Source organism: Binatus sp. (SeqCode) (assembly GCF_035272065.1).
Taxonomy (GTDB): domain Bacteria; phylum Desulfobacterota; class Binatia; order Binatales; family Binataceae; genus Binatus.
Map to the genome: position 1 here is coordinate 56,125 of NZ_DATEQZ010000040.1, position 13,024 is coordinate 69,148.

Below are 13,024 nucleotides of genomic sequence, written 5' to 3' on the forward strand. Positions count from 1 at the left end.
AGCCTTTCAACATCCTGCGTGAAAGATGTCTTCTTACCTTTAACATCTCCCCCTTTGGGGGAGACAAGAGAGAGGGAGCAGGCGTTGAAAATTACTTTTTCAACCGCCTGCTAGAATTCTTCCTTGATTACGTAGATCGGCTTGCCCTGCGATTCGTGATAGGTGCGCGCCAGCATCTCGCCGAGCAGTCCAATACTCACAAACTGTACTCCGACGACTACCAACAACACTGCCAACAGCAGCGCTGGGCGATTACCCAGTTCGCGTCCTAGTAGTATTTTCTCCAGCACCAGGATGAAGGTCCACAGGCTGCCGAGTCCGCCGAGGATTATTCCGATCAAGCCGAACACTTGTATCGGCGCGGTGGAATAGCCGGAAAGAAATTTAACGGTGATAAGGTCCAGCAGCGTACGAACGATGCGCCACAGTCCGTACTTCGAGATTCCTGCGCGGCGCGGTCGAAATCCGATCTCCACTTCCGCGATTCGCGCGCCTTGCTCCGCCGCAATCGCCGGGACAAATCGATGCATCTCGCCGTAGAGCTGCAGGCTGCGTGCGAGGTCCCGCCGGTACGCCTTGAAGGTGCAGCCGTAGTCGTGGAGCTTGACGCCGGTCATCGCAGAGATCAGCGAATTTGCAGCCATTGAGGGCAGCCGGCGCGTAAACCGTTCCTCCCGCCATCGCTCGGTGCGCCAGCCGCTGGCTAAATCGTAGCCCTCGTCTAGCTTGGCCAGCAGCCGCGGAATGTCGGCGGGATCGTTTTGCCCGTCGCCATCCATCGCGATTATCACGTCGCCGTTGGCGCGCGAAAAGCCGCACACCAGCGCGGCCGTCTGTCCAGAGTTGCGCGCGAGCGCGATCACGCGAACGTTGTTGTCGGTGGACTTGATCTGCCGCAGAGCGTCGAGGCTTCCATCGACGCTGCCGTCGTCCACGAATATCAGCTCGTAGGCACGCCCGAGACTCTGCATCACGCGGCTTAACTCCGCATGCAGCGGGGCGAGATTTTCCCGCTCGTTGTAGAGCGGAATGACTACTGAGTAGTCCATCTCGAATGATGAGAGTCGATTAGATTGATAAACTCTCGATAGCGACTATCTATTTGTTCCCACGTCAGATCCAATAGCCTTTCCAGCGAGAAGCGCTCGACTACGTATGACGCCATTACACTGCCGTATACGACCGCCGTGCGCAGTGACGATTCCGTCACGCGCCCGTGACGCGCCAGGAATCCCATCACGGCACCCGCAAACGTATCTCCCGCGCCGGTTGGATCGACCACCTCTTCCAATGGATACGCGGGCACCGCGAACATTCCTTCGTCGCTGAACTGAAGCACGCCATACTCGCCGCGCTTGATCAGGACTGTGGCCGGCCCCATCTCCAGGATCGCGCGTCCCGCCTTCACCAGGTTGTGCTCGCCCGTGAGCACGCGCGCTTCGTTGTCACTGCAAAGCAGTATCTGGATTCGCTCGAGCACTTTGGCGAGGCCGGGACGCGTGTTCTCGATCCAATAGTCGTAGAGATCGGCCACGACGACTTTGGGACTGAGCACCTGGTCCAGCACGTGTTCCTGAAGCGCCGGATCGTTGGGCGCGAGATACAGATAGTCTGCGCGGCACTGATCCGGCAGCAATTGCGGCGTGAAGTTCTCGAGGACATTCAGCGAAAGCGCGACCGTGTCGCGCACATTCATGTCTTCGTGATAACGGCCATGCCATCGCGTGGTCTTGCCCTCGCGTTTGGCTACTCCGCGCACGTCGATATTGCGATCCGTGAAAAGCCGCAGATCCTCGGCCTTGAAATCTGAACCGACCACCGCGACGATGCTGACCGGCGAAAAAAATCGGGCCGCGATCGAAAAGTAGCTGGCGCCGCCACCCAGCACTTCCTCGACTTTGCCGTTGGGCGTTTCGACCGTGTCGTACGCCAGAAACCCCACCACAACGATACTCATCTATATTGCACCTTCACCGTCCTGGGATTTCGAGCGTCCTAGAGATACTTGCCCACCAAGGGACGCAGGTCGTCGATCAAGCGCTGCGGGATTGCCGCGCGATCGGTAATGATCGTGTTCTTGAGCGCATCCTTGCACGCGCAGGTCCGTGGACGATTTCCGAGCGTGTGCGCCAGCACCGACACCGCACTCTGCGCCTTGTCCACGTTGAGTTTCATCACGCGCAGGATCTCGCCGATATCCACCGCTGCGACCGATTCATGCCAGCAGTCGTAGTCGGTCACCAGCACCAGCGCCGCGTAACACATCTCGGCCTCGCGCGCGAGCCGCGCTTCCTGCATCGCAGTCATGCTGATGACGCTGGCGCCGAAACTGCGGTAGAGATTCGACTCGGCGCGCGTCGAGAATTGCGGACCTTCCATGCAGAGGTAGGTCCCGCCGTCGTGAACTACTGTTCCACCTGAACGGGCCGCCGTAACCAAATCCCTCGCGAGAGTTGCACACACGGGATCGGCGAGCGAAATGTGCACCACCAAACCGTCACCGAAGAAAGTCTCAGGGCGCTTGAACGTGCGATCGATGAACTGATTCGGAACTACCAATTCGCCTGGATGGATTTCCTCTTTCATGCTGCCGGCCGTGGATACCGAAACGAGATGTGTGACGCCGAGCTGCTTCATCCCGAAAACATTGGCGCGAAAATTTATTTCCGACGGCAAAAGTCGGTGACCACGGCCGTGACGCGCGAGAAACGCGACTTCGATTTCTCCGATTCGTCCCTGGTAAAATGGGTCCGAAGGCCGGCCGAAGGGCGTCTCGAGCTCCATCAACTCGACCTTGTCCAGCCCCTTCATCTGGTAGAAGCCGCTGCCGCCGATCACTCCAAGTACGTTGTGTAACATTTTTTTTCTGGCGCTTTCAGGCCGGGATATGCTGTTCGGCGTAGAGCTGGCCGCATGCCGCCGCAATATCGAGCCCCCGGCTTTCGCGGATTGTAGCGGTCAAATTGCCGTTCTTGAGGATCGCTTGAAAGTCCTCCACCGCAGCGCGCGAACTGGTCCGGAGAGGCGAATCCGGCAGCGGATTGTAAAAGATAAGGTTCACCTTGCCGCGCAGCGGCCCGATCAGCTTCACCAGCCTCCGCGCGTCCGCGATTGAATCGTTCACCCCGGCCAGCATCACGTACTCGAACGTGATGCGGCTGCGGCGTTTGATGGGCAGATTGCGGCACGCGTCGAGCAGCACTTCGAGCGGATAACGCTTGTTGATCGGCGCGAGGCGATCGCGCAGCTCGTTGGTGGTCGCGTGCAACGACACCGCCAGATTAACCGGCGTCTCACTCAGCAGCCGCTCCATCATCGGGACCAGGCCGACTGTGGAGACCGTGATCCGCCGCGGCGAGATCCCCATCCCCCACTCCGAGGTCATGATCGCGAGCGTGCGTACGAGGCGAGGGTAATTCGCGAGCGGCTCGCCCATCCCCATGAAAACAAAGTTCGTCAGCTCCTCGCCCACGGCCAGCTCGCGTCGGGCGGCAAGGATTTGCGAGAGCATCTCGGAAGACGTGAGGTTGCGATGCAGTCCCATGCGCGCCGTCGCGCAGAATTCGCAGGCCATCGCGCATCCGACCTGGCTCGACATGCAGAGTGTCATGCGCTTTTCGGTGGGTATAATCACCGACTCGATTTCTTCTGCGTCATCGAGGCGAATGAGCAGTTTTCGCGTGCCGTCGGATGAACGCGATACGAACGACGAAACCGGATGCCCGATGGTGAAGCTTTGCTTCAGATAATTTCGAAGCGAAGCCGGCAGATCACGCATCTCGTCGAACGACCCGGCGGCGCGAGCATGTACCCAATGCAAAATCTGGCGCGCACGATACGAGCGTTCGCCCGCGTTCGCGACGAGTTGCTCGACTTCAACGAGCGTCAGGTCGCGGAAATCGGCGCTTGCAGGCGCCGCCCCGGGCAAAGGTTCGCGATTCTCGTTCACGGCCCAACTATTCTAATCGAAACGTGGCCGCGAAAGCAGGATGGCGTTTCTACGCCAAAATCTCGCGCGCCGGGAAAAAGAAGGCGATTTCCTGCGCCGCAGTCTCAGGCGCGTCAGAGCCGTGGGTGACGTTCTTCTCGACGTCGATTCCGAAGTCCTTGCGAATCGTGCCGGTGTCCGCATTTTTGGGATCGGTCGCGCCCATCAACTGACGCCATTTGCTGATGGCGCCCTCGCCTTGCAGCACGAGTATGACCACCGGGCCGGAAGTCATGTAATCGCACAGGCCGCTGAAGAACGGCCGCGCTCTGTGCACGTCGTAAAACTTCTCGGCGTCAACCCGCGACAGATGAATCTTGCGCAGCGCGACGATCTTCAACCCCGACGCTTCGATCCGCTTGAGTATGTCGCCGGTGAGCCCGCGCCGAACCGCGTCGGGCTTGACGATTGCGAAAGTTCGTTCCATCGAATTACTTCTTGCCCTCGAGTACTGATTTCATCGTCGTGCCGAGATCAGCAGGGCTCGACGCAACCGTGATGCCGGCCGCCTTGAGCGCCGCGATTTTATCCGCCGCGGTGCCGCGACCGCCTGAAATAATCGCGCCGGCGTGGCCCATCCGGCGACCTTTCGGCGCGGTCTGACCCGCGATAAACGCGACCACCGGTTTCTTAAAGTATTGCTTTATGTATTCGGCGGCCTCTTCTTCGGCCGTTCCGCCGATCTCGCCAATCATAATGACGCCGCGCGTTTTTGGATCTCCGTTGAACAACTTCAGCGCGTCGATATGCCCAGTGCCGACGATCGGGTCGCCGCCGATTCCGATGCAGCTCGATTGTCCGATTCCAAGCTGCGTCAATTGATACACAGCCTCGTAGGTTAGCGTACCCGAGCGCGACACGACGCCGATGTCGCCCGGCTTGTGGATGTAACCCGGCATGATGCCAATTTTGCATTCGCCCGGCGTGATGATGCCGGGGCAGTTCGGACCGATCAGGCGCGACTTGGTGCCCGCCATGTACGCCTTCACTTTGACCATGTCGAGGATCGGCACGCCTTCGGTGATGCAGATGACGAGCTCGATTCCCGCGGCGACAGCCTCGAGCATCGCGTCGGCGGCGAACGCCGGCGGCACATAGATCACGGTCGCATTGCAGCCGGTCGCTTTGCGCGCCTGCTCGACTGTGTCGAAGATCGGGATGCCCTCGAAGTCCGTGCCGCCCTTGCCCGGTACGACGCCGCCGACCATTTCCGTCCCGTATTCTTTGCACGCGCGCGTGTGGAGCTGTCCCGTCGCGCCGGTAATTCCCTGCGTCAGCACGCGCGAGTTTTTATCAACGAGAATACTCATCTGAAAATCCTAGGCCCCGATTTCTTTCACGATGCGCTTGGCGGCGTCGGCCATGTCGCTGGCGGTGATCACCTTGATGCCCGACTCGGCGAGAATTTTCTTGCCCTCGACAACGTTGGTGCCTTCCATCCTGACCACCAGCGGCACGTTGAGCTTGACCTGCCTGGCCGCCTCGACGACGCCCTGCGCCAGCACGTCGCATCGCATAATGCCGCCGAAGATGTTGATCAGCACTCCTTTGACGCGCTTGTCCGCGAGCAGTATGCGAAACGCGGCTGCGACCTTCTCGGTGCTCGCGCCGCCGCCGACGTCGAGGAAGTTGGCCGGCTCGGCGCCGTAAACCTTGACGATGTCCATAGTGGCCATCGCGAGTCCGGCGCCGTTGACCATGCATCCGATGTTGCCGTCGAGATGCACGTAGCTCAGGTCGTACTTAGCCGCCTCGGTCTCGGCGGGATCTTCCTCGTTGGCGTCGCGCAGCTCGCGGATATCCGCGTGGCGGAACAGCGCGTTGTCGTCGAATGACATTTTCGCGTCGAGGCAGATGACGCGGCCGTCCTTAGTCACCACCAACGGGTTGATCTCGATGAGCGACGCGTCGGTTTCGACGAATGCGCGGTAGAGCGCCGCGAGCAACGTCGCGAACTGGCCGACTTGCTTGTCCTTGAGGCCCAGTGAAAAAGCGATCTTGCGCGCCTGGAAGCCTGATACGCCAAGCAGCGGACTGATTTGTTCGGTGAGAATTTTTTCCGGTGTCTGCGCGGCGACTTCCTCGATATCCATGCCGCCTTCGGTGCTCGCGATCACGGAAACGGTTCCCGCCTTTCTATCGACGAGCATCCCGAGGTAAAGCTCGCGAGCGACGTCGCTCGCCTCCTCTATATATACGCGCCGCACCACGCGGCCTTCAGGGCCCGTCTGATGAGTCACCAGCGGCTTGCCGAGCAGTTTGGCTGCGAAGTCGCGCACCTCGCTCGCGACCGTGAGCAACTTGACGCCGCCCGCCTTGCCGCGGCCACCCGCATGGATCTGCGCCTTGACGACGGCCTTCGGCTGGCCCAGCGCCGTGAAGGCGGCCGCGGCCTCGTCGGGTGTGGTTGCGAACTGTCCCTTGGGAACGGGAACGCCGAAGCGCCCGAGAATCTGCTTCGCTTGATATTCGTGGATGTTCATTCAGCTACCCCGGTGCCAACTCACTTCATGAAGAGGTCGCGGAGCCACTTGATCGACGTCTGGCGGCCCACCGCGCCGATTGCGGTCGTGAGCGGGATTTCCTTGGGGCAAACCTCGACGCAGTTCTGCGCATTGCCGCAATCGGCGACGCCGCCCTCCGACATCATCGCGTCCAGCCGCTCGTCCAGGTTCATCTTGCCCGTCGGATGCTGGCTCATCAGATAAACCTGTCCGATCACCGCGGCGCCCATGAACTTCGAATGCGAGTTAACTTGCGGGCACGCTTCGAGGCAGCATCCGCAAGTCATGCATCGCGAGAACAAGTACGCGAACTCCTGTACCGACGGCGCAATTCGCGGGCCCGGGCCAAGATCGTAAGTCCCGTCGATCGGGATCCACGCGTGCGCCTTCTTCAGGTAGTCGAACATCTTCGATCGATCGACCCACAAGTCGCGGATCACCGGGAACTTCGACATCGGCTCGATCGTCACCGGGCCGTTGAGACTGTCGGCCAACTGCGAGCATCCCTGGCGCACACGCCCGTTGATCACCATCGTGCACGAGCCGCAAACTTCCTCGAGACAGTTGGCGTCGAACACCACCGGCGCGACGCGCTTGCCCTGGCGCGTGACCGGGTTGCGCCGAATCTCCATCAGCATCGAGATGATGTTGTGATGCGCCAGGTACGGAATCTCGAACTCCTCGTAGTAAGGCTCGGAGTTTGGCGATTCCTGGCGCTTGATTCTCAAGACTTGCGTCTGTTCTGGCACTGCGATGCTCCTGCTCGGCCTACGCCGCTTTCGGCTCGCTGGCGGATTTCTCGACGTCGTAGCGCCGCGGCCGCGGCTTGATAAGGCTCACGTCAACCGGCTCCCAACTGAAGCGCGGGCCGTCGGACGACCACGCAGCCATCGTGGTCTTCATGAATTTCTCGTCGTCGCGTTCCGGAAACTCTGGCTTGTAGTGCGCGCCGCGCGATTCATTGCGATTGAGCGCGCCGAGCGTAATTGGCCTCGCGAGTTCGAGCATGTTCCAAAGCTGGCGCACGAACAACACTTCCTGGTTCGCCCACTTGCCCTTGTCGTTGAGCCCGATCCGGCCCCATCGCTCCTTGAACTCCAGCAGCTTATCGTCGGTGGTCTTGAGCTTGTCGTTGTGGCGCACGACCGTGACGTTCTCGGTCATGATGTCACCGAGCTCGCGCCATAGCGCAAACGCGTTCTCCGGGCCGTTCATCTTGAAAATTTTGTCGAACGATTCGCGCTGCAAGCTCAGCTCCTGGTCGAAAATCGTCGAGCTGGCCGCGCTCTTGTGCGACTTGGCATAGCCGATCATCGCCGGCTCGGCGATGTTTCCGCCGTGTATGCACGACAGCAGCGAGTTCGCGCCGAGCCGGTTGGCGCCGTGATATTGAAACTCGCACTCGCCCGCCGCGAACAGCCCCGGGATGTTGGTCTGCTGATGGTAGTCGACCCACAGGCCGCCCATCGAGTAGTGCATCGCGGGAAAAATCTTCATCGGGACTTTGCGCGGATCCTGGCCGGCAAACTTCTCGTAGATTTCCAGCACGCCCGCGACCTTGCGATTCAGTTCTTCCGGATCGAGATGGCTAACGTCGAGATAAACCAACGGATTGCCGTCGATGCCCAGCTTCATCTCGAACACGACCTTGTGAATCGCGCGCGTTGCGATGTCGCGCGGCACCAGGTTGCCGTACGCCGGATACATCTCTTCGAGGAAGTACCACGGCTTGCCGTCGCGATAGGTCCACACGCGTCCGCCCTCGCCGCGAATCGATTCCGAGATGAGACGAAACTTGTCCTCGCCCTGCATCGCGGTGGGATGCACCTGGATGAACTCGCCGTTGGCGTAGGTCGCGCCAGCCTGGTAGCAGGCGCTGGCCGCCGATCCCGTGTTCACCAGCGACTGCGTCGAGCGGCCATAGACGAGGCCCGGACCGCCGGTCGCGATCAGCGTCGTGTCGGCGGGGAACGCGCGCATCTCGAGCGAGCGGGTGTCGATCGCGACGATCCCGCGGCAGTCGCCGGACTCGTCCTGCACCAGGCTCAGCATTTCCCAGCCTTCGAACTTGCGCAGCAGGCCACTCGCTTCGTAGCGGCGAACCTGCTCGTCCAATGCGTACAGGAGCTGCTGGCCGGTAGTGGCGCCGGCAAATGCGGTCCGATGATGCTTGGTGCCGCCGAAGCGGCGGAAGTCGAGCAAACCTTCGGGCGTGCGATTGAACATCACGCCCATCCGATCGAACAGGTAGATGATCGCCGGCGCCGCATCGCACATCGCCTTGACCGGCGGCTGATGCGCGAGAAAGTCGCCGCCGTAAATCGTGTCGTCAAAATGAATCATCGGCGAGTCGCCCTCGCCTTTCGTATTGACCGCGCCGTTGATTCCGCCTTGCGCGCACACCGAATGCGATCGCTTGACCGGTACGATCGAGAACAGGTCGACTTGCTCGCTCTGCTCCGCGAGCTTCATCGCCGCGGTCAAACCAGCCAGCCCGCCGCCTACAATTATGTGATGCCCTGGCATTGGTTGTTCTCCTCAGGCGGGTGCGCGAAATGCGATCAGAATCGAGACGCTGACAATCGTCAGCACGACAAACAGCGCGACGCACGCGCGGTTCACGAGCGTCTGCGCCCTGGGGCCAACCGCAATCCCCCAGGTGATCGTGAATGTGAAAATCCCGTTGGTCAGGTGATAGACGCACGCAATCGTGCCGACCATGTAGGTGGTGAGAATCAGCGGATTCATCATGAAGTTATGCATCCGCATGTAATCCGTCTCGACTCCAGTGGCGTAGAAGTACGCGCGCGTCGAGAAAACGTGAAAGCCGATGAACAGGAACGCGAGAATCCCGGTGATGCGCTGCAAGGTGTACTGGTAGTTGCGCTCGTACGGGTAGTCGTTGGGCTGCGCGGTGGCGGTGATGACGATTCCGTAAATTGCGTGGTACAGAATCGGAATCCACAGCACCAGCGCTTCCACCGCAATCTGAAACGGAATGTTGCGGGTGAACTCGGTCTCCTTCCACCAAGTTCCGCCGCCCTTCAGCACAAACGCATTTTCGAACAGGTGGAAAAATAAAAATCCGCCGATCGGAATGATCCCCGACAGCGAGTGCAATCTGCGCAGCAGCCAGTGCCGCTCGTCCGCCGTCATCCCGGCCGCGACCGCAGGCGCCGCAACTGCTTCTGCTTCAGCCATAAGCCTTCCTGTATCGCGAGCGCCGTTAGCCGGCCGCGATTACTTTGTCCATCGCCTCGACCAATTCGCGGACGTGGCCCACCGAACTGTCGAAAGCGATCTTTTCGGCAGCGGTGAGCTGGATTTCCACGACGCGCTCGACGCCGCCCGCGCCGATCACGACCGGCACTCCCGCAAACAACCCCTTCACGCCGTATTCGCCGTCAAGGTACGCGGCGCATGGCAGCACCTGCTTGCGATCGAGCATGAACGCCTCGACCATTTTGTAAACCGCAGTGCCCGCCGCGTAGTACGACGAAGTCTTCATCAGCTCGACGATTTCGCCGCCACCAGTGCGCGTGCGCTTCTCGATTTCCTCGAGCCGCTTCGCGGCGATCAGCCGTTCGATCGGCTGACCGCCGACGGTGGTGTAGCTGCGGATCGGCACCATGTCGTCGCCATGCCCGCCCAGCACCACCGCGGAAACGCTCTCGGTCGAGACGCCGAGCTCCGACGCCAGGAACGTGCGGTAACGCGCCGAGTCGAGCACGCCCGCCTGCCCGACGATACGTCCTTTCGCGAAACCGGTGACACGCTTGAGCTGCGTAACCATCGCGTCGAGCGGATTCGTCACCGCGATCACGAAGGCGCCCGGCGCGTGTTTCTTGATCGCGCTGCCGACGTCGCTCATCACCTTGGCGTTTATCTTGAGCAGGTCGTCCCGCGACATTCCGGGTTTGCGCGGCGAGCCCGAGGTCACGACGCAGCAATCGGCGGCCTCGATCTGCTTGATGTCGGTGGTGCCAGTGACGTTCACGTCGATGCCGAGCACCGGCGCCGACTCGAGCATGTCGAGCGCCTTGCCCTGCGGCAGTCCGTCGATAATGTCGTAGAGCACGATGTCGCCGAGTCCGCGCAGGAAGCATAGATGGGCACACGTCGCGCCGACATTACCTGCACCGATGAACGCAATTTTCTTCCGCGCCACGCTTTGCTCCTGCCTCCAGTCGCTCTCTACCTGAAGAATAGCTTATATTCGCGTTTTTGCTAATGAGCAATACTTAAGTGAGTCGGCGTTGAAAGCGCCCGATCTCTGTCGCGAAATCCGCACCCAAACGTGCGATAGATAGCAACGTTTACCGGGATTGTGAAGCAATCAGACGGGGCTATTTGCCACCCTCAAGCGTGTAGAAGCCATCGCGAGAGCTCACGAATCGTCGGGCGCTTGCCGTACATCAGGATTCCCGTCCGATAGATTCGCGCGCTGACGAACATCGTCGCGCCGATCGCCGCGACCAGCAAAAGCAACGACAGCGCGACTTGCCATCGCGGCGGGTCGTGAACGGCGAGCCGCTCGAACATCAGGATCGGCGAGCAGAACGGAAACAGCGAAGCCGACACCGAGAGCAGGGAATCCGAGTCTGTCGCCACCGGCAGAATCATCGCCGACGCTGCGATCAGCGGCAGGATGACCACGAAGTTCCACTGCTGCGCCTCGTCGATCGAATTGAAGATCGCGCCGACGCCGGCAAAGATCGCGCTGTAGAGCAGATAGCCGAGCATGTAGAAGACGACGAAATACACGATCAGCGACGGACCCACGTCGAGCGCCGTCATGGCCGTGCGCAGGTATAGGCTGCGCGACGCCCCGAATCCCGCCATCCCGAGCCAGACACCGATCTGCGTCAGGCCGACGCTGCCGGTGCCGAGAATCTTGCCGGACATCAGTTCCGGCGCACTCGCCGCGCACATCAGCACCTCGGTAATACGCGAGCTCTTCTCTTCCATGACCGAGCGCATCACCATCACACCGTACGACAACAGCGAAAACAGCATCACGAACATCAGGATGAACACGACCACGGCGCCGCGGATCTCGTTGTAGGTCGCCGAGGTACTGCCCGCGCGAACCGCCTTGAGATCCACGCGCTGCAACGTCGCGGCCACGTCTATGGCGCTGCTGCCCTGCTTAACCATCTGCTGCTCGGCGAATGCGTACGACAGCGCGTCACCAAGACGTCCCTGAAGAATGAAATCGCCCATGCGGCGCGTCGTAAAGACGACGTGGCGCGAAGCGATCGCGGAGGCGTCGAGCCACACGTAACCTTCTATATCGCTGTCATCGAGTTTCTTGTCGAGTTGCTCGCGCTCCGCCGGCGACGCAGGCGAAACAACCGAAGGTTGGTAGCGCGTGCCGTGCTGGCGCGTCAATTCGCCGCTGGCCAATTCCGCCAACGCGCGATTGTCGGATGCGATTACGACCCGCGCCGGACGTTCGCTGTCTTGCAGAATGCCGCGGGCCGTTGAGGTGCTGATCAGCGTGGGCAGGATCAGAAACGTCCCCATCAACACCGGAGTCACGAAGGTCGAGAGCAGGAACGAGCGCGTCCTGACCCGCTCGAGGTATTCCCGCTTTGCGATGATCCAGACTTTCCTGATCGAGAAGTCAGTCATCTTTGCCGGCGATTCGTTCGATGAAGATCTGTTCGAGCGACGGGTCCATGACCTGGAAGCGGAGCACGCGCAACTGGCGCATCGCGCTCTGCAGCAGTTCCTGCGAGTCGGCGCCGGGCTTGAGGCGCAGTTCGGCGTGATTGCCGTAGTCATTCAGCGAATCGATGAGCGGATTGCCGGCCAGGCATCCGCCGTCGCCCTCATAGTCGATTTGCACGAAGCGGCGGCCGTTGCTGTTTTTGACTTCGCTGAGACTCCCTTGCAGCACCGCCTTGCCGCGATTGATCAGGCAGATCGAATCGCACAGCTTCTCCACCTGGTCCATCCGATGCGTCGAGAAGAGGATCGACTTTCCCGCTGCACGCAGGCCGACGAGCACGTCCTTGAGCTGCATCGTGTTAACGGGATCGAGACCGGCGAACGGCTCGTCCATCACGATCAGATCGGGATCGTGCAACAGCGCCGCGATGAACTGGATCTTCTGCTGCATCCCCTTCGACAATTCCTCGACGCGACGATCGACCCAGTCCTCGATATCGAGCCGTTTCGTCCACGCATCGATTCGTTGCTTCGACGTGGCGACCGACAGCCCCGCAAGCTGTCCGAGAAAAACCAGGTTGGCGCCCACGGTCATCCGGCGGTACAAGCCGCGTTCCTCCGGCAGATAGCCGACCCGCCGGAGCGCGCGCCGGCGCAGCGGCTCGCCGAAGAGCTGCACGCTGCCCGAGTCCGGGGAAGTGATGCCGATCATCATGCGGATGGTGCTGGTCTTGCCAGCGCCGTTGGGTCCGAGCAGGCCGAAGATGTGCGCCGGCAGAATCGAGAACGAGAGCCCGTCAACGGCCACATAGCCGCCGTACGATTTTCGGACTTCGAGCAATTCGACGGCCGGCGTCAC

The 13,024-nt window shown here is 60.8% G+C and carries 13 protein-coding genes; all 13 read right to left on the bottom strand.

The annotated features are described in order from the left end of the window. Positions 1-110 precede the first annotated feature (110 nt). On the bottom strand, positions 111-1,049 hold the full coding sequence (locus VJX68_RS06895; protein ID WP_324094934.1) for a glycosyltransferase family 2 protein: 939 nt from the start codon (positions 1,047-1,049) through the stop codon (positions 111-113). Beyond that, positions 1,034-1,957: a PfkB family carbohydrate kinase gene (locus VJX68_RS06900; protein WP_324094935.1), complete on the bottom strand. Its 924-nt coding sequence runs from the start codon at positions 1,955-1,957 to the stop codon at positions 1,034-1,036. The genes VJX68_RS06895 and VJX68_RS06900 overlap by 16 nt, the downstream gene beginning before the upstream one ends. Before the next feature lie 38 nt (positions 1,958-1,995). Beyond that, positions 1,996-2,859 carry an S-methyl-5'-thioadenosine phosphorylase gene (mtnP, locus tag VJX68_RS06905; protein ID WP_324094936.1) on the bottom strand — a complete coding sequence of 288 codons (864 nt, stop codon included), beginning with the start codon at positions 2,857-2,859 and terminating at the stop codon, positions 1,996-1,998. Between the two features lie 16 nt (positions 2,860-2,875). Next, positions 2,876-3,949: a dual-specificity RNA methyltransferase RlmN gene (rlmN, locus tag VJX68_RS06910; protein ID WP_324094937.1), complete on the bottom strand. Its 1,074-nt coding sequence runs from the start codon at positions 3,947-3,949 to the stop codon at positions 2,876-2,878. Positions 3,950-3,998: 49 nt separating this feature from the next. Next, positions 3,999-4,415 (bottom strand): nucleoside-diphosphate kinase, encoded by a 417-nt coding sequence (gene ndk, locus VJX68_RS06915; protein WP_324094938.1) that lies wholly within the window; start codon positions 4,413-4,415, stop codon positions 3,999-4,001. A gap of 4 nt (positions 4,416-4,419) precedes the next feature. Further along, the gene (gene sucD, locus VJX68_RS06920; RefSeq protein ID WP_324094939.1) at positions 4,420-5,298 is read right to left on the bottom strand and encodes a succinate--CoA ligase subunit alpha; all 879 of its coding nucleotides are present in this window, start codon (positions 5,296-5,298) and stop codon (positions 4,420-4,422) included. Between the two features lie 9 nt (positions 5,299-5,307). Further along, positions 5,308-6,471 (bottom strand): ADP-forming succinate--CoA ligase subunit beta, encoded by a 1,164-nt coding sequence (gene sucC / locus VJX68_RS06925; protein ID WP_324094940.1) that lies wholly within the window; start codon positions 6,469-6,471, stop codon positions 5,308-5,310. Between the two features lie 20 nt (positions 6,472-6,491). After that, positions 6,492-7,241, bottom strand: a complete 750-nt coding sequence (sdhB, locus tag VJX68_RS06930) for a succinate dehydrogenase iron-sulfur subunit (RefSeq protein WP_324094941.1) — start codon at positions 7,239-7,241, stop codon at positions 6,492-6,494. Positions 7,242-7,260: 19 nt separating this feature from the next. Next, complete coding sequence (gene sdhA, locus VJX68_RS06935) at positions 7,261-9,018, bottom strand: succinate dehydrogenase flavoprotein subunit (RefSeq protein ID WP_324094942.1); 1,758 nt, start codon at positions 9,016-9,018, stop codon at positions 7,261-7,263. Positions 9,019-9,030: 12 nt separating this feature from the next. Continuing rightward, entirely contained in the window at positions 9,031-9,693 is a 663-nt protein-coding gene (locus VJX68_RS06940) for a succinate dehydrogenase/fumarate reductase transmembrane subunit (protein WP_324094943.1), read from the bottom strand. Positions 9,694-9,718: 25 nt separating this feature from the next. Next, on the bottom strand, positions 9,719-10,660 hold the full coding sequence (gene mdh, locus VJX68_RS06945) for a malate dehydrogenase (protein ID WP_324094944.1): 942 nt from the start codon (positions 10,658-10,660) through the stop codon (positions 9,719-9,721). Between the two features lie 191 nt (positions 10,661-10,851). Next, positions 10,852-12,126 (bottom strand): ABC transporter permease, encoded by a 1,275-nt coding sequence (locus VJX68_RS06950; protein ID WP_324094945.1) that lies wholly within the window; start codon positions 12,124-12,126, stop codon positions 10,852-10,854. Further along, the gene (locus VJX68_RS06955) at positions 12,119-13,024 is read right to left on the bottom strand and encodes an ABC transporter ATP-binding protein (protein WP_324094946.1); all 906 of its coding nucleotides are present in this window, start codon (positions 13,022-13,024) and stop codon (positions 12,119-12,121) included. The genes VJX68_RS06950 and VJX68_RS06955 overlap by 8 nt, the downstream gene beginning before the upstream one ends.